This is a genomic window from Burkholderia puraquae, from assembly GCF_002099195.1.
Taxonomy (GTDB): Bacteria; Pseudomonadota; Gammaproteobacteria; order Burkholderiales; family Burkholderiaceae; genus Burkholderia; species Burkholderia puraquae.
The window spans coordinates 1-24,965 of record NZ_NBYX01000029.1 but is presented as its reverse complement, the minus strand read 5'-3'; the positions used below and the strand labels follow the sequence as shown (position 1 = coordinate 24,965).

Sequence of the window (24,965 nt, the reverse complement as noted above, 5' to 3'; positions counted from 1 at the left end):
TTGACTGGCGGGGATAACCGAACAATCGCGTCGGCGCCGTCAGGCGGCGCTCAGCCACGCGTTCGCGACCTCGCCGCCCAGGCCGTCGAGCGCGCCGTCGTAGACGATCCGTCCGCGCCCCATGACCGCGACGCGCCGCGCGAGCCGCGGCGCGAACTGCAGCCGCTGCTCGATCAGCACGATCGCGACGCCGTCGGCCTGCAGCGCAGCCAGGCACGCGCCGACTTCGTCGACCGCGAGCGGCGCGAGCCCTTCGGCCGGTTCGTCGACGATCAGCACGCGCGGGCGGCCGGCCAGCGCACGCACCAGCGCGAGCACCTGCTGCTCGCCGCCCGACAGCCGCCCCGCTTTGACGCCCGCACGGGCGGCCAGCAACGGAAAACGGTCGAACAGGCGTTCGAGCGCCGCGCGTTCGGCCGCACCGCTGGCACCGCGCAACCCGAGCCGCAGGTTATCGCGTACCGTCAGCAGCGGAAACACGTCGCGGCTTTCGGCAACGTAAGCGACGCCGCGCCGCGCGATCTCGAACGTGCGTGCGCCCACGCATTCGGCGCCGGCGATGCGCACCGAGCCGGCCGTGCGCACGAGCCCCATCACGGCCTTCGCGAGCGTCGAGCGCCCCGAGCCGTTGCGGCCGAGCAGCGCGAGCGTCTCGCCCGGCGCAAGCGCGAGATCGACGCCGTCGAGCACGGGCTGCAGGCCGTACCAGGCGCGCAGGTCGCGAATATCGAGCAACGCGCTCACCGGCTGCCCTCGCCCAGATAGGCCGCGCGCACGACCGGGTCGGTGCGGATCGCATCGGGCGCGCCGGTCGCGACCACCGTGCCGCGCACGAGCACGGTGATGCGTTCGGCGAAGCCGAACACCGCATCCATGTCGTGTTCGATCAGCAGTACCGTGCGGCCCTGGGTCGTCGCACGAATCAGCGCGATCATCCGCGCCGCCTGCGCACGGCTCATGCCGGCTGTCGGCTCGTCGAGCAGCAGCGTGCGCGCACCGCTCGCGAGGGCGATCCCGAGATCGAGCGCACGCTGTTCCGCATAGCTCAGCTCGGCGGCCGGCGTGGCGCGGTGCGCATCGAGGCCGATGTCGTGCAGCACGCGCTCGGCCGCGCGATCGACCGACGCCGATTCGCGCAGCCGGTTCCACCAGCGCCGCCGTTCGGCGGGCGCATGCAGCGCCGCGCAGCGCAGGTTGTCGAACACGGTCAGTCGCGCAAACGCGCTCGTCTGCTGGAAACTGCGGCCGACGCCGAGCCGGCTCGCGACGACCGGCCCGCGCCCGCGCAGCTCGACGCCATGCAGCATGACACGCCCGCGCGTAGGCCGCACCGCACCGGCGATCACGCCGAACAGCGTCGACTTGCCCGCGCCGTTCGGGCCGATCAGCGCATGGCGCTCGCCGGCCGCGATGCTCAGCTCGACGCCGTCGAGCACCGTCTGCGCGCCGAAGCGCTGCACGACGCCGTGAAGCGCGATCGCGTTGCCGTTCATCGCCCGTCCTCCCGCCTGCCGGGCCGCCCGCCCGGCACGAGCCGCGCGCGCCAGCCCCACAGCAGCGTGCCGATACCGGCTGCCGAGCACGCGACGGCCCAGCCAACCGGCGTATCGGCATCGATGCTCCATGCGCCGAACGCGAAGCCTGCGCCGTCGTCCTGCCCGAAGCGCCACGCATAGCCGAGCTCGGCCGCGCAGACGATCGCCACGCCCCAGAACACGCACGCGCCGGCCGCGCACAGCATGCGCCACCGCTCGGCCACCGGCGCGCCGCGCCGCATTGCATGCGCGAGCGCTTGCACGATCCCGGCGATGCCGCGCGGCGCGGCCACGACGATCGCGACGAACAGCACGCCAAGATACAGCGCCCATGCACGCGACACGCCCGCGACGACGATGCTCAGCGCGGTCAGCACGGCCGCACCGGCCGCCGGCCCGAAGAACGCGCCGGTGCCGCCGATCACCGCGGCAATCAGCACGGTCGCCGAACGCGCCATCGATACGCTGTCGGGCGTCGCGATCTCGACGTCGATCAGCGTCAGCGTGCCGGCGATGCCTGCGAAGAACGACGCGCAGGTCACCATCGCGAGCCGCACACGGCGCGGATCGGTGCCGAGCGCGGCGACGCGCACGGGGTTGTCGCGCACCGCATTCGCGAGCCGCGCGAACGGCGTGCGCGTCAGTGCATGCATCGCCCACGCCGACGCGACGCACCACGCGGCGATCACCGCATAAGCCTGCGCCGGCGCGCCGAAATGCCAGCCGCCCCACGGCGTGCCGCTTGCGCGGTCGATCGGCACACCGCCGATCCCGCCAAACCAGGCGGGCACGCTCCACGCGGCGGCGGCGACGCATTCGCCGAGCCCGAGCGTGATCATCGCGAACGCGGTGCCCGAACGGCGCGTCGCGAGCAGCCCGGCGGCGAAGCCGAAACCGGCGCCGGCCACGCCGCCGACGAGCGGCAACAGCGGCAGCGGGCCGCCAAAGTGGTTGAACCAGTGCGCGGCCGCGAACGCACCGAGGCCCGCGAACGCGGCGTGCCCGAACGACAGCAGCCCGGTCGTGCCGAGCTGCAGGTTGTACGACAGCGCGAGCACGACGAGCGCGGCCGTCTGCGCGAGATAGCCGAGCACCGCGCCATGCGGCCACAGCCACGCGGGCAGCGCGACGCATGCGGCGAACAGGAACCCGCGCGCGACGCCGGCGAACGGGCGGCTACGCATCGGCACGCTCGCCGAACAGCCCGCGCGGCCGCGCGACCAGCACCGCGACGAGCAGCAGGTACGGCACCAGCGGCGCAAGCTGCGCGATCGACACCGCGGCCACGCTGTCGGGCAGCGCGATGCCGGCCCATTGCGCGAGGTCGCGCAGCGACGTATCGCTCGAGGCCGCGAAGGTCTGCGCGAAGCCGACCGCGAGCGACGCCGCGAACGCGCCGCCGAGCGAGCCGAGCCCGCCGATCACGACGACTGCGAACACGACCGAACCGACGGTTTCGGCCAGCGCGGGTTCGATCACCGCGAGCGGCGCGCCGATCACGCCGGCCAGTGCCGCGAGCGCGGTGCCCGCGCCGAACAGCGCCGTCATCAGGCGCGGCACGTCGTAGCCGAGCGCCTCGACGGCCGCACGGTGCGTGAGCGCCGCGCGCACCACGAGCCCGATGCGCGATGCGCGCAGCAGCGCGCCGAGCGCGACCAGCATCGCCGTGGACATCCCCATCATGAACAGCCGGTAGCGCGGCAGCGCGAGGCCGAATACGGTCACGGGTGCGCCGTCGAACAGCGCCGGCACGGGGGCCGGCAGCGGCGCCAGGCCCCACACGAGTTTCGCGCCTTCGCCGATCAGGTATGCGAGGCCGAAGGTCAGCAGCAGTTCGCTCGTATGGCCGCGCGCCTGCACGCGGCGCAGCAGAGCACGTTCGCAGCCGGCGCCGAGCAACCCGACCGCGAGCGGCGCGAGCACCAGCGCGGGCCAGAAGCCCACGCTGGCCGCGATGCTGTAGCCGACATACGCGCCGAGCATGTAGAAGCTCGCATGCGCGAAGTTGAGCACGCCCTGCACGCTGAAGATCAGCGTGAGCCCGGCCGACAGCATGAACAGCAGCAAGCCGTAGCTGAGGCCGTTGAAGGCCTGGAGCGCGAACGCGTGCACGGCGGAGTCAGGCCGAGAGCGGCTCGAGCGCGGCGCGCAGCGCATCGGGCAACGGCACCGGCCGGCGCGTGCCGCGATCGACGTACACGTGCACGAAGTGCCCCTGCGCGGCGGGTGACGCGTCGCCCTGCGCGAACAGGCCGACCTCGTAGCGCACGCTCGACGTGCCGAGTTTCACCACCCGCAGCCCCGCGTCGACCGACTGCGGAAACACGAGCGGCGCGAAGTAGTTGCACTGCGTCTCGACCACGAGGCCGATCGTCTGCCCGTGCTCGACGTCGAGCACGCCGGCGCGGATCAGGTATTCGTTCACGACCGTGTCGAAGTAGCTGTAGTAGACGACGTTGTTCACGTGGCCGTAGACGTCGTTGTCCATCCAGCGGGTCGTGATCGGCAGGAAGTGGCGATAGGCGTCGCGCGGACGCGGTTGCGGCTTGTCGGACATGGCGATGGCGATGGCGGTCAGGACGATGGAAGCGATGAGGACGAAGCGCGGCGGCCGCATGACGCGGCGCGCCGGCAAGAAGCAGCGCGCCGCGCCGCGATCGCTCGCGGCACGGCGGATGCAACGCTGCTGGCGGCCCGGCCCGTCACTGCCCCGGCCGGTCGACGAACTCGAAATCGAGGCCGCGCGCCCGCATCCAGTCGGCGAGCGCGACGCCCGTGCCGGCGCGCCACGGGCGCAGCAGCGGCGGATCGACGAGCTTGTATTCGAGCAGTTCCGGCGACAGCGCGACCGTGCCCGACGCGCGCACGTGGTACGCGATGATCAGCTCGTTCTTGCGGATGAATTCGTAGACGCCGACGAGCGACACGTGCTCGGCCTTCAGCGCGGTTTCCTCGAATACCTCGCGCGCGATGCCGTCCTCGGGCGTCTCGCCGTTCTCGAGGAAGCCGGTGATCAGCGCGAACATGCCTTCGGGCCAGGCCGCGTTGCGCGCGAGCAGGATCTTGCCGTCGAGCTCGACGATCGCGGCGACGACGGGCAACGGGTTGTTCCAGTGGACATAGCCGCAGCCGTCGTCGGGGCACGCCTGGCGAATGCGGCCGCCTTCATGGTCGGGATCGGCGCGCTCGGTGAGCGGGCTCGCGCAGCGCGGGCAAAAGCGGTAATCGGCGGTGGTCATCGATGGGGATCTGGCAGGCGCCGGACGGCCGCCAGCCGGCTGCCCGCGCACCCGCTCGGCGCGGGAAAGGCTTCATTCTAGCGAGTTTGCCCGTGCCGCAGACGATCCGTCCCCGCCGGGATCAGGGTTGCAGGCGCCCGCGTGCGGCGGTCGCCGCGAAGCCGGCGGCGCCGACCAGCAGCGCGGCCACCGCAACCCACAGCGCCGGGGAGAACGACCCGAAGCGCGCGGCCAGCGGCGCCGCGACGAGCGGACCGAGAATCTGCCCGACCCCGTACGACGCGGTCGCATAGCCCATCAGCCCGGCCGCCCGTTCGCCGTGCAAACGCCGTGCCTCGCGCATCGCGAACAGCGTGATCGCGGTGAACGGCAGGCCGAGCAGCGCGCTGCCGACCGAGAAACCGGCCGCGTTCGGCCACACGACCCCGGCGGCAATGCCGAGCGCCTGCGTCGCGCAACCGGCCGCCAGCAGCAGCCGGTTGTCCCAGTGCCCGGGCAGCCGTGCGGCGGTGATCGCGCCGACGATCAGCGCCGCGCCGAACATCGGCCAGAACAGGTCGGGCCACGGCGAACCGGCCGGCAGCGCGGTGCGCGCGATCACGGGCAGGAACGTCGCGGTGATGATGTAGCCGAAGCCCGGCATGCCATAGAGCACGACGAGCCATGCGGCGTCCGCGCGCGGGCGGCGCGAGTCGGCCGGCGCCACGGAGGCTGCGGCGGCCGCATGCGGCGCGGCACCGCCCGATGGCACGGCTTGCGCCGGGGTGGCCGCGAATGTGCGCCAGATCGCGACCGACAGCACGGCCGACAGCGCCGCGAAGCCGAGCCAGCCCGACGCAGCGCGCTGGCCGGCCAGCGCGCTGCCGATCAGCCCCGTCACCACGATGCCGACGCCGGGCCCCGCGTAGATCACCCCGCTCCACTCCGGCGCATACAGTTCGGCCAGCCGCCGCAGCCCCCATTGCGAGATGAATACAAAGGTCCATGCGCTGACTACGCCCGCGACGAAGCGCACCGCAAGCCACACCGGCAGCAGGTGGCCGACGCCCATCGCGGCGGTGAGCAACACGGTGGCCGCGAGCCCGAAGCGCACCATTCGCGCGGGCGCGACGCGCAGCGCAGCGCAACTGACCGCGCCGACGAAATAGCCCGCGTAGTTCGCCGACGCGAGCCAGCCGCCGGCTTTCAAGCCGATCGAGCCGTCCGCGAGCATCAGCGGCAACAGCGGTGTGAACGCGAAGCGGCCGACGCCGAGCACGACTGCGAGGCCGACCATGCAGGCCAGCGCGGCCGTGCGGGCGCGGCGGTCGGCGTCATCGGCAGGAGGCGCGCCGGCGGCGGCGGTCGGGGCATTCGAGCGGGACATGGCGGCAAGGGCCGGCGCTCAACGCGCCGGCCGGATCGGGAATCGGAATGTTTCCATCGTAGCTTGACCAAACGTTCTCGAAAAATGAATAATTAAGAATCAACTCATCGCTCGGAGAGAATCATGGACCTGGCGGCGCTGGCGATTTTCCGGGCCGTGGTGCGCGAGAACGGCGTGACGCGTGCGGCGGCGAAGCTCAATCGCGTGCAGTCGAACGTCACGACGCGCATCAAGCAGCTCGAGGAAGAACTCGGCGCGGCGCTGTTCGTGCGCGACGGCCGCCGGCTCGTGCTGACGCCGGCCGGGCACACGCTGCTGCCGTATGCGGAGCGCCTGCTCGCGCTCGCCGACGAGGCGCGCGACGCGGTGCGCGAGGACACGCCGCGCGGGCGCCTGCGGCTCGGCACGATGGAGAGCACGGCCGCCAGCCGCCTGCCGACTGTGCTCGCGCGCTATCACCACGCATGGCCCGACGTGTCGCTCGAACTGCTGACGGGCACGACGGGCTGGCTGATCGACCGCGTGCGCGACTTCGAGATCGACGCCGCGCTGTTCGCGCGACCGCCCGCGCCCGACACGCTGCCCGACACGTTCGAGACGGTGCCGATCTTCCGCGAGGATCTGGTGCTGCTCACTCCCCGCGGCCATCCGCCGGTGCGCACGCCGCGCGACGTGATCCTGCCGACGCTGATCGCATTCGAGCGCGGCTGCACATACCGGAAATACGTCGAGCGGTGGTATGCGGCGCACGGGGTGAAAGCCGCGCGCGTGCTCGAGCTCGGTTCGTATCACGCGATCGTTGCGTGCGTCGCGGCCGGCGCGGGCGTCGCAGTCGCGCCAAGGTCGGTGCTCGACCTGCAGCCCGAGACCGGCAACATCACCGCGCACGTGATCCCCGAACTGGAAGGCATCGATACGCTGCTCGCGTGGCGGCAGGGTTATGCGTCGGCCGCGTTGGCCGCGTTGCGCGATGCGTTGAGCGACGCAGCAGCAGGGCAGCCGGATGGTGCGGCGAAGCCGCGCGCAGCGCTGCCGGCCTGAGACGGACAGGTGCGAGTCAGGCTGAGCACGCAACGATCTTAAATGCCGGGCGTCTTGTCCGGGCTACCCGGACACTGCCGTTTCGCTATGCGCGCCCGGATGTAGCAAGCGACGCAATCAAGGTTGCTCCGCACGAGGTCTTGTGTCCGTCGAATGCCGCAGACTGCCCTTCTACGTCGAACGCCACATCGCCTTCGACGATCACACAGGGGCCGTGTATCGGGCACGTGCGTCGTGAATGATGCACTTGAGATCAGGAACCGCCACACCGGCGTTGCGTGCAGCCTGATCGATAGCCGCTGAACCCCGACCAATGCAAAACGACCCGACCGGCCAATGCCGATCGGGTCGTTTCAGGCAATCCCGGTAACGGATTGCTTGCCAGTCATGCGACGCAGTGCTCTCGCAAGCACCCGGCGCAGCGCAGGATCAGAGCCGCTCTTCGACCCAGCCCTTCACGCCGGCCAGCGCGCCCGGCAGGTTCGCCGGCTCGGTGCCGCCAGCCTGCGCCATGTCCGGACGGCCGCCGCCCTTGCCGCCGACCTGCTGCGCGACGAAGTTCACGAGCTCGCCGGCCTTGACCTTCTTGCTCGCGTCGGGCGTGACGCCCGCGATCAGGCTGACCTTGCCGCCTTCGACGGCCGCCAGCACGATCGCCGCACTCTTCAGCTTGTCCTTCAGCTTGTCGACCGTTTCGCGCAGCGTCTTCGCGTCGGCACCGTCGAGCGTCGCGGCCAGCACGAACACGCCGCCGATTTCGACGGCCTGCTGCGCGAGCTCGTCGCCCTGGCTCGATGCGAGCTTCGACTTCAGCGCACCCAGTTCCTTCTCGAGCGACTTCACCTGGTCCTGCACCTGCGCGATACGCTGCGTGAGTTCCGACGGCTGCGCCTTCAGCGCGGCTGCCGCTTCGTTCATGCGGGCGTCGAGATCCTGCACGTAACGCACCGCGTTGTCGCCGGTGATCGCCTCGACACGGCGGATGCCGGCCGCGACACCGCCTTCGACGACGATCTTGAAGAAGCCGATGTCGCCGGTGCGATGCACGTGCGTGCCGCCGCACAGTTCGCGCGAGAAGCCGAGGTCGAGCACGCGCACTTCATCGCCGTACTTCTCTCCGAACAGCGCCATCGCGCCGCCCTTCACCGCTTCGTCGTACGGCATCACGCGCACGATGCCCGGCGCGTTCGCGAGGATTTCGTTGTTGACGATCTGCTCGACGCGACGGATTTCGTCGTCGGTCATCGGCGCGTTGTGCGCGAAGTCGAAACGGGTTTTTTCCGCGTCGACCAGCGAACCCTTCTGCTGCACGTGCGCGCCGAGCACTTCGCGCAGCGCCTTGTGCATCAGGTGGGTGGCCGAGTGGTTGCGCTGCGTGCGCGCACGACGGTGCGCGTCGATCTCGGCGCGCAGCACGTCGCCGACCTTCAGCGTGCCCTGCTCGAGCGTGCCGTGGTGGCCGATCACGTCGGCCTGCACCTTCAGCGTGTCGGCCACCGCGAAGCGCGTCGCGGCGTTCGCGAGCACGCCCTGGTCGCCGACCTGGCCGCCCGATTCCGCGTAGAACGGCGTGTGGTCGAGCACGACGACCGCGTCCTGGCCGGTCTTCACTTCGTTGACCGACGAGCCATCGACGTACAGCGCGACGATCTTCGCGTCGTCGAACGCGATTTCTTCATAGCCGTGGAACGTGGTCTTCGCGCCCGTATATTCGAGGCCCTGCGCCGCCTTGAACTTGCCGGCCGCACGCGCCTGCTCGCGCTGGCGCGCCATCGCGTCGTCGAACGCCGGCTCGTCGACCGTCATCCCGCGCTCGCGGCACACGTCGGCCGTGAGGTCGAGCGGGAAGCCGTAGGTGTCGTGCAGCTTGAACGCGAGCTCGCCGTCGAGCACCTTGCCGCCCTTCGCCTCGACGTCGGCCAGCGCGGCTTCGAGGATCGACATGCCGTGCTCGATCGTCTCGAAGAAGCGCTCTTCTTCCTGGCGCAGCACGTCGGTCACGCGCTGTTCGGCTTCCTTCAGCTCCGGATATGCAACGCCCATCTCGGCAACGAGGTCGGCCACCAGCTTGTGGAAGAACGAACCCTTGCGGCCGAGCTTGTAGCCGTGGCGGATCGCGCGGCGCACGATCCGGCGCAGCACGTAGCCGCGGCCTTCGTTGCCGGGAATCACGCCGTCGACGATCAGGAACGAGCACGCGCGGATGTGATCGGCGATCACCTTCAGCGAGTTGTTCGTGAGGTCGCTGATTTCGGTCACGCGCGCGGCGGCCTTGATCAGGTTCTGGAACAGGTCGATCTCGTAGTTGCTGTGCACGTGCTGCAGCACCGCAGCGAGGCGCTCGAGGCCCATGCCGGTGTCGACCGACTGCTTCGGCAGGCGCGTCATGTTGCCCTGCGCGTCGCGGTTGAACTGCATGAACACGAGGTTCCAGATCTCGATGTAGCGGTCGCCGTCTTCTTCAGGCGACCCCGGCGGGCCGCCCCACACGTCCGGGCCGTGATCGTAGAAGATTTCGGTGCACGGGCCGCACGGGCCGGTGTCGCCCATCGTCCAGAAGTTGTCCGACGCGTAGCGCGCGCCCTTGTTGTCGCCGATCCGGATGATGCGCTCGGTCGGCACGCCGACTTCCTTCGCCCAGATGTCGTAGGCCTCGTCGTCTTCCTGGTAGACCGTGACCCACAGCTTCTCCTTCGGCAGCTGGTAGACCGTGGTCAGCAGTTCCCACGCGAACTTGATCGCGTCGTGCTTGAAGTAGTCGCCGAACGAGAAGTTGCCGAGCATCTCGAAGAACGTGTGGTGGCGCGCCGTGTAGCCGACGTTCTCGAGGTCGTTGTGCTTGCCGCCCGCGCGCACGCTGCGCTGCGCCGTCGTGGCGCGCGAGTACGGACGCGGATCCGTGCCGAGGAACACGTCCTTGAACTGGACCATGCCCGAGTTCGTGAACATCAGCGTGGGGTCGTTACCGGGCACGAGGCTCGACGAGCGGACGATCGTGTGGCCCTTCGATTCGAAGAATTTGAGGAATTTCTCGCGGATTTCGGCAGCTTTCATGGCGTGCGGGGACAGTCTGGCAAAGACGGCTTCAAACGCCGGCGCCCCAGGCGGGGCGCGCGGCGGCATGGATTCGGAAACGATCGATTATACGGGATCGGGGCCGGCTTCCGGGCAAAGCGCCGGCAAAGCGGCTCGGCCCTCCGGCCGGCCCGGCTGGGCCACTCCCGCGGCGAATTCGCCTTAAGATGCTTGGCATGCCAACCGGCCTGGCCCGACAAGGCCAGCCATGAAAGGAGACGATTCGACGATGGGTGCCCTGAGCCATATCCGCGTGCTGGACCTCACCCGCGTGCTCGCGGGCCCGTGGTGCGCGCAGACGCTTGCCGATTTCGGCGCGGACGTGATCAAGGTCGAGCGCCCGGGCGCCGGCGACGACACGCGCCACTGGGGGCCGCCGTACCTGAAGGACGCGGACGGCGCGGATACCGCGGAGGCCGCGTACTACCTCGCGGCGAACCGCAACAAGCGCTCGGTGACGGTCGACATCGCGACGCCCGAGGGCCAGCAGATCGTGCGCGAGCTCGCCGCGCAGAGCGACGTCGTGCTCGAGAACTACAAGGTCGGCCAGTTGAAGAAATACGGGCTCGATTACGAATCGCTGCGCGCGGTGAAGCCCGACCTCGTCTACTGCTCGGTCACCGGCTTCGGCCAGACGGGCCCGTACGCGCATCGCGCGGGCTACGACTTCATCATCCAGGGGATCGGCGGCTTCATGAGCATCACCGGCGAGCGCGACGGCGAGCCGGGCGGCGGCCCGCAGAAGGCCGGCGTCGCGATCGCCGACCTCGCGACCGGCCTCTACTCGACGATCGCGGTGCTCGCCGCCCTCGCGCACCGCGACCGGACGGGCGAAGGCCAGTACATCGACATGGCGCTGCTCGACGTGCAGGTCGCGCTGCTCGCGAACATGAACACCAACTTCCTCGCGAGCGGCAAGCCCCCGGTGCGCTGGGGCAATGCGCATCCGAACATCGTGCCGTACCAGACGTTCCAGACGCGCGACGGGTGGATCATCGTCGCGGTCGGCAACGACGGGCAGTTCCGCAAGTTCGTCGAGGCCGGCGGCCGGCCCGAGCTGGCCGACGACGAGCGTTTCGCGACGAACCCGTCGCGCGTGCGCCACCGCGACACGCTGGTGCCGATCCTCGCGGAGATGGTGAAGACGCGCGACAAGGCCGACTGGATCGGTGTGCTCGAAGCGGCCGGCGTGCCATGCGGGCCGATCAACGACCTCGACGAGGTGTTCGACAACGAGCAGGTCGTCGCGCGCGGGATGCAGGTGTCGCTGCCGCACCCGTGCGGCGCCGATGCGAAGCTCGTGCGCAACCCGATCCGGATGAGCGCGACGCCGCCCGACGCACGCACGGCGCCGCCGCTGCTCGGCGCGCAGACCGATGACGTACTGCGCGACATGCTCGGCTACGACGACGCGAAGATCGCCGCGCTGCGGGCGAAACAGGCGATCTGAGCACGGCGGCCGGTGCGGGTGCGGGTGCGGGTGCGGGTGCGGGCGGGCAGGCGGAGGTGGCCGCATCGACTGCCCCGCCCCGCACGGTCAATCGCAGTGGGCGAGCGCGTCGAGCCAGCCGCGCGCATCGGGCCAGTCGCCGAGCCCGCTGTCCGCATTGATGTGGCCACGCGCTCCGATCTCGCGGAATGCGCTGCCCCATGCGTTCGCGCAGGTGCGGGCAAAGGCGAGCGAGCCATACGGATCGTCGCTGCTGGCGACGACGCAGGTCGGAAACGGCAGCCGTTCGTACGGCACGGGCCCGAAGCCGTGCGCATCGGCCGGAAACGCGGGGCCGTGCGGATCAGGCAGCGCGACGAGCAGCGCGCCGCGCACTTTCGCGAGCGCCGCCGGGCGCGCATAGCGCGTCGCCCACCACGCGGTGGTCAGCGTACCGAGGCTGTGGCCGGCAATCAGCACCGGCCCGCGCGCGGCTTCGACTGCGCGATCGAGTGCGAGACACCAGCCGTTGCGGAACGCCCGGTCCCAGTCGGGCATCGCGACGCGCGAGAAACGTGCATCGGCACGCTCCCAGCGGCTCTGCCAGTGAAGCGGGCCCGAATTGGCGTAGCCCGGCAGGACGAGAACGGGGAATCGGCTCATGGAAGGTGCGTCGACGAGTGAAATCGTTATGTGGCGTCGACGCAGTGTCGCATACCCGTTCCTCCCTGATGCTGCCTGTCTGATACCGGAAGGATGTGCGTGGGGTCGGGACGCGTCGAACGCAGCGTCGCGACCGGACGGCAAGCCGCCTTGCAGGCGGCCCGCGTCATGTCAACGGTCAGCGCACGTTCGCACCGACGATGCCGCCCGCCGCGGCGCCCGCGACCGTGCCGAGCGGGCCGCCCGTCACCAGGTAGCCGAGCGCGCCGCCCGCGGCCGCGCCGATGCCGGCATTGCGCTGCGTATGCGTCATTGCGCATGCGCCGAGTTGCGACAGGGCCGCGACGATCACGGCGGTACGAACGATAAACGTGGTCTTCTTCATCATGATTTTTAGTTTCCTCCCGCCGCGCGGCAACCCGAACGGCGGCGTTGAATCGGTGAAGCCATCATAGGCAACGCCAAACGGCCCGGGCAATCCGATTTACGTCGTGTTACAGCCGACACAATATCGAGATAATCCGTCGAAACCCGCCCCCGCCATGCCGCAAGCCGCGCGGGACGGACCCCGGTCAGGTAGAATCACAGGATTAAACCGGCGCGACGCGCCGACACAACCTGACGCCATCCGCATGAGCACCGAACGCAACGACGCCCCCGCGGCTTCCAATTTCATCCGCAACATCATCGACGACGACAACCGCACCGGCAAATGGGGGGGGCGCGTCGAGACGCGCTTCCCGCCCGAGCCGAACGGCTATCTGCACATCGGCCATGCCAAGAGCATCTGCCTGAACTTCAGCGTCGCGCGCGACTACGGCGGCGTGTGCCACCTGCGCTTCGACGATACGAACCCGGAAAAGGAAAGCGTCGAGTACGTCGACTCGATCGTCGACGCGGTGCGCTGGCTCGGCTTCGACTGGCGCAAGGACGCGGTCGATCACCAGTACTTCGCGAGCGACTACTACGACAAGCTGTACGAGTTCGCCGAGCTGCTGATCCAGCGCGGCAAGGCGTATGTCGACAGCCAGAGCGCCGATGAAATGCGCGCGAACCGCGGCTCGCTGACGGAAGGCGGCAAGCCGTCGCCGTTCCGCGAGCGCACGCCGGCGGAAAACCTCGACCTGTTCCGCCGCATGAAGGCCGGCGAGTTCAAGGAAGGCGAGCACGTGCTGCGCGCGAAGATCGACATGGCTTCGCCGAACATGAACATGCGCGACCCGGTGATCTACCGGATCCGCTACGCGCACCACTACCGCACCGGCGACGCGTGGTGCGTGTATCCGATGTACGACTACACGCACTGCATCTCGGATGCGCTCGAAGGCATCACGCATTCGCTGTGCACGCTCGAATTCGAGGATCACCGCCCGCTGTACGACTGGGTGCTGAACGAACTCGCGGACGCCGGCATGTTCACGCGCCCGCTGCCGCAACAGATCGAATTCTCGCGGCTGAACCTCACGTACGCGATCACCAGCAAGCGCAAGCTGCTGCAGCTCGTCACCGAAGGCCACGTCGACGGCTGGGACGATCCGCGCATGCCGACGATCGTCGGCGTGCGCCGCCGCGGCTTCACGCCGGAGAGCATCCACCTGTTCTGCGAGCGGATCGGCGTGACGAAGATCGACTCGTGGATCGACATGAGCATCTTCGAAGGCGCGCTGCGCGACGACCTCGACGACAAGGCAGCGCGCACGGTCGCCGTGCTCGATCCGCTGAAGCTCGTGATCGACAACTATCCGGAAGACCTCGAGGAAGCCTGCACGGCGCCTGTGCATCCGCACCACCCGGACCGCGGCGTGCGCACGTTCCCGATCTCGCGCGAGCTGTGGATCGAGCGCGAGGATTTCGTCGAGAACCCGCCGAAGGGCTATTTCCGCCTGTTCCCGGGCAACAAGGTGCGCCTGCGCTACGGCTACGTGATCGAGTGCACGGGCTTCGACAAGGACGCCGACGGCAACGTGACGGCCGTGCACTGCAACTACTTCCCGGACAGCAAGTCGGGCACCGAAGGCGCGAACACGTACAAGGTCAAGGGCAACATCCACTGGGTCAGCGCGAAGCATGCGCAACCGGCCGAAGTGCGGATCTACGACCGCCTGTTCAAGGAGCCGCATCCGGACGCGGGCGGTGCGAACTTCCTCGAGGCGCTGAACCCCGATTCGAAGAAGATCGTGCAGGCGTACGTCGAGCCGGGCAACGGCGACGTCGCACCGGAAACGCGCCTGCAGTTCGAGCGTCACGGCTACTTCGTTGCCGATCGCGTCGATTCGAAGCCCGGCAAGCCGGTGTTCAACCGGATCGTCGGGCTGCGCGACAGCTGGGGCAAGCCGGCATAACGGCGTGCTGCGCGCGCGGCGGTGCGCGGCTTCGAAAGCCACCGTCGCGTGACCATGAAAAACCGGCCCCTGGGCCTAATGCCGTTCAGTCAAGAACTGAACGGCATTTTTTATTAGCAGCGCCACCCGATAGAACGGGTGGCGTTTTTTTTGCAATCGCGTCGCATGACGCGCCGGGTTGCCATCGCGCTTCGGATTTCAGTGCGCGGATTCGTGGGTGGCGCAAGCGCGCCGAAGACGCTGGGCGATAGTCAGGCACTCGCCAGGACGATCCGATGAGCCTGGCTTTCACACGTCTCAAAATGGAGCATTGGCCATGAGCAGCCCGTCGGGAATTAACCGTTCGTCACCGAGCATGCGGCAGTTGGAAACATCCCAGGTTATCGCCCCGCGCCCCGACAATTCGCGTCCCGGCGGGAGCGTATCGGAAGGCGGATCGTCACCGCAGCTCCAGGCTTTGACGCCTCATTCGAGTACGGCGACACTGGTAACGAACAGGGCCCCCCTGCCCTCCGCACGCGCGTCATCGGCATCGGCACCCGCACCGGAAACCGGCTTTTCACCGGCGCCGACGAGAGGAGGCGCCAAGGACTGGGCGGAATGGTATGCAGCCAATGCGTCGAAAGTCGGCACGTCGGCGGGCGACGTAGCGGCAGGAAAACAAAGGAAGCTGCCGGAAGAACTCCCTCCTAGGCTCCAGGAGGCGCTCAGATTCCTCGAGAAAACGGATGCCCTCAAACAATATAGCTCTCCGAAAGAACTTATCGACCACCTCAAGCAAGTGAACAACTCTCGGCCGGGTGTGGAATTTTTCGACGAGACCAAGAGCCAGTTTCGCGTTTTCCCCGGTGAAATGGACCCCTCCAACGATGGGTTCCCGAAGAATTGGGACCTTGGAACACCCACGGCGCATGCGGTTCCGACCGAACTGAACCCGGCGACCACGACCTCCCTCGCACACGTCACCCGGCCGAGTGCGCTTCGCCACTTCGATCACGCACGGGTCAATGTGGACAGTGGAGAGGGAGAATTCGGCAAAGGATTCTATCTGACGACCGGGCACGAGACCGCCGCACAAAACCAAATTGCTTCGGTCTGGAACAAGCCGGGCGCCAAGGAGAACCTTCAGGAGGTGCTTCGCTTCGACGTCGGAAACAACGCGTTGCGCAAGATGGTCGAGACGGATGGACAGCGCGATTTCCTCGTCCATGTGATGCAGAATCGCAATGGTTACCCGGAGGACATGACCGAGCAGGCTGCCGTCGAGATGATCAATCAGATCAACGCACAGGGAAAGGTTCTGATCTTTCCCGACAACAAGGACACCAAGGTCAAGATCGACTCGACCAACGAGAAGAGTTGGCACGAGTATGTCGAAATGAAAGGCGGGACCGGCGATCACTATATGGTGATCGGTCCGCAAAAGCCGGACGACCTGCAAGGCATCCGGCAAATCGCGATGCGTTATCAGATGGGCGAGTTCATGATCAATTCGGTTCCGCGCTCGCATCAACAGATGTGAACCGAACAGGTGGCGGTGGCCCGTACCGGCCCCGCTTCTGGAAAAGACCGGGCATCGCCCGGCCCCTGGGCCGGTTTTTTATTGCGTGCGCCGCAGCGAAGGCAGATCACGTGGCAGCGGAATCTGCCGCGCTCATTCACCCGCCCATCAACCGCCGATGCAAATCCACCAGCGACAGCTTCGTGCGAAACAGCCGCGCGAGACTGCGGCTCGCATAGGCGTCGATGTCGACGGGCATGGTCCAGCGATACGCATCCATCTCGGGAATCATCGAGCCGTCCCGACGGCTCGGAAACAGCGACGTGCACGTGCACTGCGCGAGATCGATCTCGCCTTCGGCCACCTTCACCGCGAACAGGTGCAGGTCCTTGTCGTGCCGGTAAGCAAAGCGGCCGAGATCGAGCAGCCGGGCCGGCGCGAATGCGATGCCGGTTTCCTCGAGCAGCTCGCGCAGCGCCGCGTCGGCCGGCGACTCGCCCGGCTCGCCCTGCCCCTTCGGGATGTCCCAGTGCGTGGTATCCGTCGCGTGCGCGAGGAACACGCGGCCGGCCGCATCGAGGATCACGACGCCGCACGACACCGTGCGCGGCGCGCCGCCCCGCTTCATCGCGCGCGTGCTCAGCGCTTCTGCAGCTGCCACTTGCCCGCGTCGGTCTTGCAATAGACGGGCTTGAGCGTCATCGTCTGGCCCTTCGCGGTGATTTCGGTGGCGATTTCACGGCAGGTCTTGCCGTCCGTCTCGGTCGTGGCCGGCGTCAGCTTCGCATCGATCTGCGTGCCGCGGCCGCTGCTCTGCCACGTCGTGGCCTCGCCGTCCTTGCCTTCGTCGCGCACCTGCGTGACAGCCTTGGAGAGCGACGCACGGTCGGTCTTGCTGAAGTAGCTGAGCGGCGTGTCGTTCAGGAAGTTCAGGTTGTTCTGCGCATGGGCGGGCAGCATCGCGGCTGCGCACGCGGCGCCGGCCAGCACACGCGTGACGACGGAAAGGGATGCACGCATCGACATGTTGTTCTCCTTGGATGTTCGATCGAACGGCGCGGTGCATGCCGGCGAACCGGCACGCACACTGCGCCTGTCAGCGAGCGAGGATAGCATGCGTGCCGTGGACGCCGCCTTCTAGTGGCCGGCCGGCGCGGCCGTTGGCTGATATCCGTCAGTCAGCGTGCCGAGGAATGCGATCACGTCCTTGATCTCGGCCGCGTTCAGCGCCGGCTGCTCGCCGCGCTTGCGGTCGAACGGCGCCTCGCGGTTGATGTTCGGCCAGTAGCGCTTCGGCAGGTCGTCGTAGATCTGCACCTTGCCGTGCACGACCGGGTAGAACTTCTCCGGATGGATGTCGCGCTCGACGTAGAAGCGCATCACGTCCTCCAGCGTGTGATACACGCCGTTGTGGAAGAACGTCTTGCGCAGCGCGACGTTGCGCAGCGACGGCGTGCGGAACAGCCCGCAGAATTCGTCGCGGCCCTTCAGGTCGGTACGCTCGGGGCCGCACGCGCCGAGATCGTGGAAACGCGGGTCGCGATTGACGGGCAGCGCGCGGTTGCGCGGCACCGCGATCGCGATCAGCCCGAAATCGCTGAACTGCGGCGGCGTGCCGTCGAGCGCGCGCTGGCTGATGTGGCAGCTCGCGCAGTTGCCCTTCTTCTCGTCGTTGAACAACTGTAGACCGCGCAGTTCGGCCGGCGTGAGCTGCGCATGGCCGGCGAGATACGCGTCGTACTTGCTCGTGTACGGCGAGAACAGTTCGGGCGTCTGCTCGAACGTCTCGAGCGCGCGCAGCACGGCCTTGAACGTGGCCGCGTCGTCGTCGAGCACCTTCACACCGAACACCGCGCGGAACTCGTCCGCATACGGCGCGGCCTTCACGGCCTGCACGACCCTCGCGGGCGAGCTGTTCATCTCGAACGGCGACGTGAGCGGAATGCGCGCCTGCTCGGCCCCCGTGTCGACGCGGCCGTCCCACGTGAGGCCGCCCGTCGGGCCCGCATCGACGCTCTCGTCGCCTTCGTCGTCGGAGTCGTGGAAGTGCTCGGTGAACTGCGGCACGCCCTGCAGGTACTTGAGCGACGGCACCGCACGAAAGCCCGGGCGCTTCATGTCGTCGCCGCCGAACTGCACGGCGAGCGCATTGGGCGGGCCGAATGCGTGATCGGGGCGGTGGCACGACGCGCACGCGAGCTTGCCGGAACCTGACAGCGCAGGGTCGAAGAAGAGTTGCTTGCCGAGCGCCGTCATCCGGCGCACGCCTTCGTAAACTTGTGCCCGCGTCTGCGGCCGGTTCGTCTCGACCACCGCGCCGCTGGCGGAAACCGTTGCGGACGCAACCACGTTCGCGGCGCCCGGCGCACTCGCCGCGCTCGCGGCCTGCACGGGCGGCGCGCCCGCTCCCGGCTGTCCGTCACAGCCGGCAAGGGTTGCAAGCGTGGTGGCCAGCGCGAGCGCGCCGGTCAGGTGCAGCCACGAACGCGCGAACGCGGCGGCTGTCGGTTGGCGAGGCTTCATCGATTCGTCGGAAAGTGGGTTCAGGAGCGGCCGGAGTTTATGTCAGCCGCATGACCGTTACATGACGCCTCGCCGACAGGCAATCGAAAGGACGCCTACACCCGCCTGTCAAATCGCACCCTCAAAATGCTTACAGCCGGACATGCCACGGTCACCTCGCGAACCGGCGGTACACGAATGCTCCGGTTCCCCACGCGACAAGAGAGAGATAGAGAGTACAACGGATGAAAAACCACGCCTGGATTCGCTTTACACCGATCGCCGTTGCCGCGGCCGCCGCCCTCACCGCCTGCGGCGGCGACGACGTGCAGCAGCAAGGCCTGTCGACGGTGAAGAACGTCGTCGTGATCTACGCGGAAAACCGCAGCTTCGACAACCTGTACGGCAACTTCCCGGGCGCGAACGGCCTGCAGAACGTGACTGCGGCAAGCGCGCAGCAGAAGGACCGCAACGGCCAGCCGCTCGCGACGCTGCCGAAGGCCTGGGGCGGCCTGACCGCGAAGGGCGTCACGCCGGCCGTGACCGAGGCGATGACGGCCAACCTGCCGAACGCACCGTTCGCAATCGACGACCCGAACGGCTTCAATACGCCGATGAGCGTGACGACGCGCGACCTGTATCACCGCTTCTACGAGAACCAGATGCAGATCAACGGCGGCAAGAACGACATGTTCGCCGCGTGGGCCGATTCGGGCGGCCTCGTGATGGGCCACTACACGCCCGACGCGACGAAGCTGCCGCTGTGGAAGATCGCGCAGCAGTTCACGCTGGCCGACAACTTCTTCATGGGCGCGTTCGGCGGCTCGTTCCTGAACCACCAGTACCTGATCTGCGCGTGCGCGCCGTTCTACGCGAACGCGGACAAGAGCCCGGCCGCCGGTTCGATCTCGGCCGTCGCGGCCGACGGCAAGTCGCTGCAGCTCGCGAGCAACTCACCGGCTTCCGCGCTCGACGGCGTGCCGAAGTTCGTGAACTCGGGCAACCTGACGCCGGACTTCTACGCGATCAACACGATGCAGCCGCCGTACCAGCCGAGCGGCAACAAGGCGGCATCGGGCGGCGACCCGAACCTTGCGGATCCGTCGGCCGCGACGACGCTGCCGCCGCAGTCGCAGCAGAACATCGGCGACCTGATGACCAACGCGGGCGTGTCGTGGGCATGGTACAGCGGTGCGTGGAACCAGGCACTGCAAGCCGCACAGAGCGGCACGGCGAACGTGATCTACGGCCCGAACATGACGGCGCCGAACTTCCAGCCGCACCACCAGCCGTTCAACTACTACGCGAACCAGGCGCCGGGCAGCGCGAACCGCGCGCAGCACCTGCTCGACGGCGGCACCGACGGCAGCGAGTTCATCAAGGCGATCGACGCGGGCACGCTGCCGCAGGTCGCGTTCTACAAGCCGCAAGGCAACCTGAACGAGCACCCGGGTTACACGGACGTCGCGAGCGGCGACCAGCACATCGCGAACGTGCTCGCCCACCTGCAGGCGAGCCCGCAATGGAAGAACATGGTCGTGGTCGTCACGTACGACGAAAACGGCGGATTCTGGGATCACGCGTCGCCGCCGAAGGGCGACCGCTGGGGCCCGGGCACGCGGATTCCGGCACTCATCGTGTCGCCGTTCTCGAAGAAGGGCTTCGTCGACCACACGCAATACGACACCGCGTCGATCCTGCGCTTCATCACGCGCCGCTTCTCGCTGCCGCGCCTCGCGGGCCTGCAACAGCGCGACGACGCGCTGAAGGCCAACGGCGGGCAGCCGATGGGCGACCTGACGAACGCGCTCGCGCTGTCGCCGAACCTGTAACGGCATCGCGATGCACCGGCCGGCGCAATGCCGGCCGCAACACGGCAAAGGGCGGCTTCAGCCGCCCTTTGTCATTGCGCAAACGCATGCACGTGCGCGACGCGTCACCCGCCGCGCGTCCGCTCGGCGCCGTCGAGTGCGATGGCCAGGATCATCGCGCGTGCATTCGGTGGCGCCGGCCGTCCGCTCGGGCGGAACACGTCGTCCCCGCACGCGATCCGCGCGCCCGACAGCACGCAGATACCGGCCTGCCGTGCGCGCCCGGGTTTCCAGTGCTGCTCGCCGAAGTGCGCACGCCCCGGTTCCACCCAGCGCACGACCAGCAGCTGCGCCGAGCGCTCGAGCACCTGTACATGCGGGCGGACCGTCGGTGCGCGCGGACGCTCAAGCGCCGCAGCCAGGATCATGGCATTCGGGTCGAATGGCGTACACCCGCGCGGGCTGAAGACGGCATCGCCGCAAACGATCTTCTCGCCGGACAGCGCGCAACGGCCCGAGCGGAGCGCACGCCCGGGCGTCCAGCGCTGCGCCGCAGCGCCCGGCGCAAGCCTGCGTACGATCAGCTTCTCGTCCGAAAAAGCGAGCACCTGCACACGCGCATTCATCCGGCACCACGCATCGGGCGGCCACTCGCCGGTGCACGCGCCGCGGCAAGCGTGCTACCACCCATACTTCAGCTCGACCCCGACGTAGTCGGCGTTGTGCCCGCCCGCCTGCCGGATCGCATCGCCGACCTGGAAATGCACGGCCTCGATCGCGCCGATCAGGTTCGCGGCGATCGTCCAGTCCGCACGCAACTGCACGTACATCCCCGTCCACAACCCGCCCTTGCCTGCCGTGCCCGGCACCACCGCGTTGCCCTGCTGGTAGACCGCATCGCCGGTCGTCTCGCGCCACTGGAAGCCAAGCGCGCCGAGCAGCGACAGGTTCGGCGACGGCTTCAGCGTCACCGACGGCTTCACGTGGATCAGGTTCGAATACCCGGTGAAGCTGGCCAGCGTGAAGTAATAGCCGTTCGGAAACAGCGGGTTGAAGGTTTCGACACGACCGTCGTGCGGATGCCGGTCGCCCGACGCCGCATCGACCTGCAACGCGACGCGTGGCGACCACGGTGCATCGAGCTTGTAGCCGGCAATCGAACCGACCGCCCACGCCCCGATCGTATTCCTGCCGACCGTCCCGGTCTGCAGCATCGTTTCGAGGTCCCAGTCGAAACGACCCTGCGTCCCGGTGTACCGCAGGTCCCACACGTCGCGACGCTCCGCGCCGCTCGCATCGAGAAAACGCGCGTTGCTGCGGTTGTAGCGCGACCAGTAGCCCGACAGGTCGCCGGGCCCCACCGACTGCCGCTCGAAGCGCACGCCGCTGAACGTGAGGTCGCGGTTCGACACGTCGTCGAACGCGGACACCGTGCGGCTCTGCACGGGCTGCGTCGCATACGCGATGAAGCGCCACTTCCGGTATTCGTAGTCGGCCCACACCGCATCGAACGCCTGCCGCACGTTCGGGCCGTCGCGCGCGGCGATGAAGCGCTGCAAGTCGAATGCCATCTCCTGCCGGCCGACGCGGAGCTTGAAGGTGCCGCCGCCGAGCGCGCCCGTGTAGGTCGCGAACGCCTGCTCGAGATCGAGCGGGTTCCTGTCGACCGGCGAGATCGTGTTCTTGCCGAACGCACGGTCGTCCTGCAATTGCACGAAGAACTGCCAGTGCTGGCCGAGATGCGCATCGGCATGCACTTCGACGCGCTGGATCAGGTACGTATCCGATTGCGCGGAGCCGATGCCGAACAGCGGTGCGTCGTTGGTCTCGAGGCGCTCGCGCAGGTTCACGCCGAGCGACACATAGGAGGCCGGATCGTTGCCGAGCGGAAGGTATTTCAGGCCGTCGAGCGGTGCGCGCGGCACGCACGGATTCGCAAGCACCGACCAGTCCTCCTGCCAGCGGTTGAACAGCACGGTCGGCCGCTTGGCCGTGCATGTCGAGGCGGCGCTATCCGTGGCCGGCGCCGATTCCGGTGACGTTTCCGCGAACGCCGCACCGCGCCCGGCGAACAGCAGCCCCGCGACGACGGACGCGCGCGCCGCCCGATCGAAGCAGCGACCGCGATGCACCCGTTCCCGCTGCCCGCTCATGCGCGCTCCTTCGTCACGACAGCGACGGATTGCGCCGCGCACAGCGCGAGCACCGCGAGCGCGCAAACGGGCGCGAGCAGCGCCAGGAAGCCGACATAGCGGAACCCGAGCGCCCCGCACGCCGCGCCGAGCGCGAACGCGACGATCGCCGGCAGCATCTTCGCGAAACGCGCGCGCGCCGCCGCACGCACGCTGTCGGCCGTGCCGGCGGACAGCATGTCGACGACGTCGAGGATCGCCTGCGTGACGTTACCGGTCATCACCGTGTTCGGCACGCCCGCGCGCGGAATCACGCGCGGATGCGCATTCTGCACGCCCATCGCGAACGTGCCGACGATGCCGGCCACGAGCGCCGGCAAGCTGTCGGGCTGCGTGACGGGCGTCGCCCACACGCCGGCCGCGCAGAAGCCAAGCAGCAGCACGGCCTGCACCGCATGCAGTGCGCGTGTGCCCTGCCACGCAGGTCGCGCGGACAGCGCGCGCGCGATCAGGCTGCTCGCGATCACGCCGCACACGAAAGCGGGAAACACGCTGAGCTTCAGCACGACACCCTGGCCGAAGCCCGCGATGCCCGCGCCGATCAGCACGAAGTTGCCCGTCACGTGCGCAGTGAACAGCCCGAACAGCGCGACGAAGCTCAGCGTGTCGACGAAGCCGGCCACCGCGGCAAGAATCGTGTCCTCGTGCTTCATCGCGCCGCGCTCGCGTGGATCTCGGCGACGTAGCCGCCCGGGAACTGCACGAGCGCCGCATCGCGGCCGTCCGACGTGAACGGCGGCACGAGCACCGTCACCCCTGCGGCCTGCGCCTTCTTCAGCGTCGCGGCGAGATCGGGCACTTCGTAGCCGGTCATCTCGCGGCCGAACGGGTAAGGCAGGTGGCCGTCGGTCACGAGCACGGTCATCTTGCCGAAGCCCGATTCGATGCGGATGCGGCGGTACGTATCGTTCGGCCGGCCGATCTCGACGCCCGGCGCCTTGAGATTGTCGGACACCACCTTGCCGTTCGAGAACTTGACGAAATCGTGCACCAGCTTGCGCACGCTTTCCGGCGACACGTACACGCGGTTCTCGGGCACCGTCTCCAGCGCGTCGTAGTGCGGCGCTTCCGTATGCCAATAGAGCTGCATGTTCAGGCCGCCGGTCCAGCGGACGATCGCGTCGCGGCCGATCGGATCGGGGAACGTGTCGACGATCACGTCCGCGCCGTGCGCGCGCGCCATCTTCATCGCGACGTCCAGATCGGTGACGAGATAGCCGGTGCGCTCCGCGCAGAACGGATACGGGATCGGCGTCTTGAAGCCGAACACCGAGACCGTGCCGACCGGCGTGAGCACGAGCTGCGACATCGTCTGGCTCGGCGTGGGCGTAACCTGGAACACGCCCTGCTTCGACTTCTTGCCGCCGAACGTCGCGACGAAGCTGTCGGTGAAACGGTCGAAATCGTCGGGCGACACGCACACGTGCGTCGTATCGTACTGCGGCCCGACGGCCAGCACCGGTGCCGGCGCGGGCACGGCCGGCGGCTTCGCGTACACGACCGGCGCGACGGCAAGACCGCCCGCGATCATCGCGGCAAGCAATACGGAGCGAATGGTAGTCATCACAGGGTTTCCTGGTTGTTTCATCGTCATCGAGTAGTGCGGCCGTCGCCGGCCGGGTGCTTCGCATCGGCGAGCAGGGTCGCGAGCACGAGTGCGGCGATCAGCCCGAGATGCTCGAAAAAGCTGTTGAGCGCCATGAAATGCTCGGTGCCCGTGCGGTTCCAGAAATCGTTGGCCACCGCCATCGCGACCAGCGTCAGCATGCCGAGACTGCCGGCGCCGAGCCACGTGAAGCGGCCCAGCACGATGCACAGCGAGCCGGCGATCTCGACCGCGATCGCCAGCGCCGCCCATAGCGCGGCCGGGTGCAGACCGAAATGCGCCTGCTCTGCGACTGCGCCGTCGAAATCGAGCGCCTTCGCGACACCGCCGATCAGGTAGGCGGACACCAGCGCCAGACGCGCGAGCGGCAGGACCCACGGCTGCGCCAGCAGCGCTCGGACCCACGCCGGGTTGCCGGCGCCGCCGCCATTGCTCGGAGTCACCATGTCAGACCGCCCAGCACGAACAGCCGAACGCGCCCCAGAAGCCCTTCGCGTCCGAGGTCGGCAACGTGCGGCCCCATGCGCTTGCATGCGCATGACCGTGCATGCCGCACGCACTCGCGCAGCCGCACATCGCGGCGGCCGCCGCGCGCTGCAGCGGCGCGCCGTCGCGCTGCGTCGCACCCCAGCCGCCATAGCCGCCGTAGGCGCGCACCGGCGA

At 68.5% G+C, this 24,965-nt stretch carries 23 protein-coding genes and 2 pseudogenes; 5 read left to right on the top strand and 20 right to left on the bottom strand.

The annotated features are described in order from the left end of the window. Positions 1 to 39 precede the first annotated feature (39 nt). The 7 genes from B7G54_RS33750 to B7G54_RS33720 form a co-directional block, all read right to left on the bottom strand. Positions 40 to 744: an ABC transporter ATP-binding protein gene (locus B7G54_RS33750; protein WP_085043048.1), complete on the bottom strand. Its 705-nt coding sequence runs from the start codon at positions 742 to 744 to the stop codon at positions 40 to 42. Continuing rightward, positions 741 to 1,493 (bottom strand): ABC transporter ATP-binding protein, encoded by a 753-nt coding sequence (locus tag B7G54_RS33745; RefSeq protein WP_085043086.1) that lies wholly within the window; start codon positions 1,491 to 1,493, stop codon positions 741 to 743. Before B7G54_RS33745 ends, B7G54_RS33750 begins: the two co-directional genes overlap by 4 nt. Further along, a complete protein-coding gene (locus B7G54_RS33740; RefSeq protein WP_085043047.1) occupies positions 1,490 to 2,719 on the bottom strand; it encodes a branched-chain amino acid ABC transporter permease in 1,230 nt (409 codons plus the stop codon). Before B7G54_RS33740 ends, B7G54_RS33745 begins: the two co-directional genes overlap by 4 nt. Continuing rightward, a complete protein-coding gene (locus B7G54_RS33735) occupies positions 2,712 to 3,647 on the bottom strand; it encodes a branched-chain amino acid ABC transporter permease (protein ID WP_085043085.1) in 936 nt (311 codons plus the stop codon). Before B7G54_RS33735 ends, B7G54_RS33740 begins: the two co-directional genes overlap by 8 nt. Before the next feature lie 7 nt (positions 3,648 to 3,654). After that, entirely contained in the window at positions 3,655 to 4,092 is a 438-nt protein-coding gene (locus B7G54_RS33730) for an acyl-CoA thioesterase (protein ID WP_060196811.1), read from the bottom strand. 145 nt (positions 4,093 to 4,237) lie between these two features. After that, positions 4,238 to 4,774, bottom strand: coding sequence for an NUDIX domain-containing protein (locus B7G54_RS33725; protein ID WP_085043046.1), 537 nt, complete (start codon positions 4,772 to 4,774; stop codon positions 4,238 to 4,240). 121 nt (positions 4,775 to 4,895) lie between these two features. Then, positions 4,896 to 6,140: a YbfB/YjiJ family MFS transporter gene (locus tag B7G54_RS33720; protein WP_085043045.1), complete on the bottom strand. Its 1,245-nt coding sequence runs from the start codon at positions 6,138 to 6,140 to the stop codon at positions 4,896 to 4,898. A gap of 123 nt (positions 6,141 to 6,263) precedes the next feature. On the opposite strand from B7G54_RS33720, the gene B7G54_RS33715 reads away from it, so the two are divergent. Further along, positions 6,264 to 7,181: a LysR family transcriptional regulator gene (locus tag B7G54_RS33715; RefSeq protein WP_085043044.1), complete on the top strand. Its 918-nt coding sequence runs from the start codon at positions 6,264 to 6,266 to the stop codon at positions 7,179 to 7,181. 85 nt (positions 7,182 to 7,266) lie between these two features. On the opposite strand, the pseudogene B7G54_RS33710 reads toward B7G54_RS33715, so the two are convergent. Together B7G54_RS33710 and alaS are read right to left on the bottom strand one after the other, a co-directional pair. Continuing rightward, positions 7,267 to 7,416, bottom strand: a pseudogene (locus B7G54_RS33710) (PAAR domain-containing protein); the annotation flags it as partial. Between the two features lie 194 nt (positions 7,417 to 7,610). Further along, positions 7,611 to 10,235: an alanine--tRNA ligase gene (gene alaS / locus B7G54_RS33705; RefSeq protein ID WP_085043042.1), complete on the bottom strand. Its 2,625-nt coding sequence runs from the start codon at positions 10,233 to 10,235 to the stop codon at positions 7,611 to 7,613. 250 nt (positions 10,236 to 10,485) lie between these two features. Between alaS and B7G54_RS33695 the strand changes: the two genes are divergently transcribed. Beyond that, positions 10,486 to 11,706 carry a CaiB/BaiF CoA transferase family protein gene (locus tag B7G54_RS33695; protein ID WP_085043041.1) on the top strand — a complete coding sequence of 407 codons (1,221 nt, stop codon included), beginning with the start codon at positions 10,486 to 10,488 and terminating at the stop codon, positions 11,704 to 11,706. Positions 11,707 to 11,793: 87 nt separating this feature from the next. Here B7G54_RS33695 and B7G54_RS33690 read toward each other — a convergent pair whose 3' ends face one another. Further along, the gene (locus tag B7G54_RS33690; RefSeq protein WP_085043040.1) at positions 11,794 to 12,348 is read right to left on the bottom strand and encodes an RBBP9/YdeN family alpha/beta hydrolase; all 555 of its coding nucleotides are present in this window, start codon (positions 12,346 to 12,348) and stop codon (positions 11,794 to 11,796) included. Between the two features lie 178 nt (positions 12,349 to 12,526). After that, positions 12,527 to 12,736 carry an ornithine acetyltransferase gene (locus B7G54_RS33685; RefSeq protein ID WP_011351716.1) on the bottom strand — a complete coding sequence of 70 codons (210 nt, stop codon included), beginning with the start codon at positions 12,734 to 12,736 and terminating at the stop codon, positions 12,527 to 12,529. Positions 12,737 to 12,980: 244 nt separating this feature from the next. On the opposite strand from B7G54_RS33685, the gene B7G54_RS33680 reads away from it, so the two are divergent. Together B7G54_RS33680 and B7G54_RS38835 are read left to right on the top strand one after the other, a co-directional pair. Beyond that, positions 12,981 to 14,690: a glutamine--tRNA ligase/YqeY domain fusion protein gene (locus B7G54_RS33680; RefSeq protein ID WP_085043039.1), complete on the top strand. Its 1,710-nt coding sequence runs from the start codon at positions 12,981 to 12,983 to the stop codon at positions 14,688 to 14,690. A gap of 316 nt (positions 14,691 to 15,006) precedes the next feature. Beyond that, the gene (locus B7G54_RS38835) at positions 15,007 to 16,212 is read left to right on the top strand and encodes a hypothetical protein (protein ID WP_133059244.1); all 1,206 of its coding nucleotides are present in this window, start codon (positions 15,007 to 15,009) and stop codon (positions 16,210 to 16,212) included. A gap of 136 nt (positions 16,213 to 16,348) precedes the next feature. Here B7G54_RS38835 and B7G54_RS33670 read toward each other — a convergent pair whose 3' ends face one another. The 3 genes from B7G54_RS33670 to B7G54_RS33660 all read right to left on the bottom strand — a co-directional run bounded on the left by B7G54_RS33670 (position 16,349) and on the right by B7G54_RS33660 (position 18,714). Beyond that, entirely contained in the window at positions 16,349 to 16,819 is a 471-nt protein-coding gene (locus tag B7G54_RS33670) for an NUDIX hydrolase (protein ID WP_085043084.1), read from the bottom strand. Between the two features lie 11 nt (positions 16,820 to 16,830). Next, positions 16,831 to 17,217 (bottom strand): hypothetical protein, encoded by a 387-nt coding sequence (locus B7G54_RS33665; RefSeq protein ID WP_085043037.1) that lies wholly within the window; start codon positions 17,215 to 17,217, stop codon positions 16,831 to 16,833. 111 nt (positions 17,218 to 17,328) lie between these two features. Then, on the bottom strand, positions 17,329 to 18,714 hold the full coding sequence (locus B7G54_RS33660) for a cytochrome-c peroxidase (protein WP_085043036.1): 1,386 nt from the start codon (positions 18,712 to 18,714) through the stop codon (positions 17,329 to 17,331). A 224-nt stretch (positions 18,715 to 18,938) separates the two neighbouring features. Between B7G54_RS33660 and B7G54_RS33655 the strand changes: the two genes are divergently transcribed. Then, complete coding sequence (locus B7G54_RS33655; protein ID WP_085043035.1) at positions 18,939 to 20,525, top strand: acid phosphatase; 1,587 nt, start codon at positions 18,939 to 18,941, stop codon at positions 20,523 to 20,525. A gap of 104 nt (positions 20,526 to 20,629) precedes the next feature. On the opposite strand, the gene B7G54_RS40285 is transcribed toward B7G54_RS33655, so the two are convergent. The 6 genes and pseudogenes from B7G54_RS40285 to B7G54_RS33625 all read right to left on the bottom strand — a co-directional run. Beyond that, positions 20,630 to 21,130 carry a DUF3331 domain-containing protein gene (locus B7G54_RS40285; protein WP_085043034.1) on the bottom strand — a complete coding sequence of 167 codons (501 nt, stop codon included), beginning with the start codon at positions 21,128 to 21,130 and terminating at the stop codon, positions 20,630 to 20,632. Between the two features lie 54 nt (positions 21,131 to 21,184). Next, a complete protein-coding gene (locus B7G54_RS33645) occupies positions 21,185 to 22,657 on the bottom strand; it encodes an alginate export family protein (RefSeq protein ID WP_085043033.1) in 1,473 nt (490 codons plus the stop codon). Beyond that, positions 22,654 to 23,349: a YoaK family protein gene (locus tag B7G54_RS33640; RefSeq protein ID WP_085043032.1), complete on the bottom strand. Its 696-nt coding sequence runs from the start codon at positions 23,347 to 23,349 to the stop codon at positions 22,654 to 22,656. The genes B7G54_RS33645 and B7G54_RS33640 overlap by 4 nt, the downstream gene beginning before the upstream one ends. Then, a complete protein-coding gene (locus B7G54_RS33635; RefSeq protein WP_085043031.1) occupies positions 23,346 to 24,260 on the bottom strand; it encodes a VOC family protein in 915 nt (304 codons plus the stop codon). Before B7G54_RS33635 ends, B7G54_RS33640 begins: the two co-directional genes overlap by 4 nt. Positions 24,261 to 24,286: 26 nt before the next feature. Continuing rightward, positions 24,287 to 24,748, bottom strand: coding sequence for a DoxX family protein (locus B7G54_RS33630; RefSeq protein WP_085043030.1), 462 nt, complete (start codon positions 24,746 to 24,748; stop codon positions 24,287 to 24,289). 1 nt (position 24,749) lies between these two features. Beyond that, positions 24,750 to 24,965, bottom strand: a pseudogene (locus tag B7G54_RS33625) (amidohydrolase); the annotation flags it as partial.

Bases quoted from the DNA above. Each gene is read 5' to 3' on its own strand.
- B7G54_RS33725 (WP_085043046.1), bottom strand. From the start codon at position 4,774: ATGACCACCGCCGATTACCGCTTTTGCCCGCGCTGCGCGAGCCCGCTC.
- B7G54_RS33635 (WP_085043031.1), bottom strand. From the start codon at position 24,260: ATGACTACCATTCGCTCCGTATTGCTTGCCGCGATGATCGCGGGCGGT.
- B7G54_RS33665 (WP_085043037.1), bottom strand. From the start codon at position 17,217: ATGTCGATGCGTGCATCCCTTTCCGTCGTCACGCGTGTGCTGGCCGGC.
- B7G54_RS33730 (WP_060196811.1), bottom strand. From the start codon at position 4,092: ATGTCCGACAAGCCGCAACCGCGTCCGCGCGACGCCTATCGCCACTTC.
- B7G54_RS33685 (WP_011351716.1), bottom strand. From the start codon at position 12,736: ATGATGAAGAAGACCACGTTTATCGTTCGTACCGCCGTGATCGTCGCG.
- B7G54_RS33745 (WP_085043086.1), bottom strand. From the start codon at position 1,493: ATGAACGGCAACGCGATCGCGCTTCACGGCGTCGTGCAGCGCTTCGGC.
- B7G54_RS33640 (WP_085043032.1), bottom strand. From the start codon at position 23,349: ATGAAGCACGAGGACACGATTCTTGCCGCGGTGGCCGGCTTCGTCGAC.
- B7G54_RS33715 (WP_085043044.1), top strand. From the start codon at position 6,264: ATGGACCTGGCGGCGCTGGCGATTTTCCGGGCCGTGGTGCGCGAGAAC.
- B7G54_RS38835 (WP_133059244.1), top strand. From the start codon at position 15,007: ATGAGCAGCCCGTCGGGAATTAACCGTTCGTCACCGAGCATGCGGCAG.
- B7G54_RS33655 (WP_085043035.1), top strand. From the start codon at position 18,939: ATGAAAAACCACGCCTGGATTCGCTTTACACCGATCGCCGTTGCCGCG.
- B7G54_RS33695 (WP_085043041.1), top strand. From the start codon at position 10,486: ATGGGTGCCCTGAGCCATATCCGCGTGCTGGACCTCACCCGCGTGCTC.
- B7G54_RS33720 (WP_085043045.1), bottom strand. From the start codon at position 6,140: ATGTCCCGCTCGAATGCCCCGACCGCCGCCGCCGGCGCGCCTCCTGCC.
- B7G54_RS40285 (WP_085043034.1), bottom strand. From the start codon at position 21,130: ATGAATGCGCGTGTGCAGGTGCTCGCTTTTTCGGACGAGAAGCTGATC.
- alaS (WP_085043042.1), bottom strand. From the start codon at position 10,235: ATGAAAGCTGCCGAAATCCGCGAGAAATTCCTCAAATTCTTCGAATCG.
- B7G54_RS33740 (WP_085043047.1), bottom strand. From the start codon at position 2,719: ATGCGTAGCCGCCCGTTCGCCGGCGTCGCGCGCGGGTTCCTGTTCGCC.
- B7G54_RS33680 (WP_085043039.1), top strand. From the start codon at position 12,981: ATGAGCACCGAACGCAACGACGCCCCCGCGGCTTCCAATTTCATCCGC.
- B7G54_RS33660 (WP_085043036.1), bottom strand. From the start codon at position 18,714: ATGAAGCCTCGCCAACCGACAGCCGCCGCGTTCGCGCGTTCGTGGCTG.
- B7G54_RS33645 (WP_085043033.1), bottom strand. From the start codon at position 22,657: ATGAGCGGGCAGCGGGAACGGGTGCATCGCGGTCGCTGCTTCGATCGG.
- B7G54_RS33630 (WP_085043030.1), bottom strand. From the start codon at position 24,748: ATGGTGACTCCGAGCAATGGCGGCGGCGCCGGCAACCCGGCGTGGGTC.
- B7G54_RS33690 (WP_085043040.1), bottom strand. From the start codon at position 12,348: ATGAGCCGATTCCCCGTTCTCGTCCTGCCGGGCTACGCCAATTCGGGC.
- B7G54_RS33670 (WP_085043084.1), bottom strand. From the start codon at position 16,819: ATGAAGCGGGGCGGCGCGCCGCGCACGGTGTCGTGCGGCGTCGTGATC.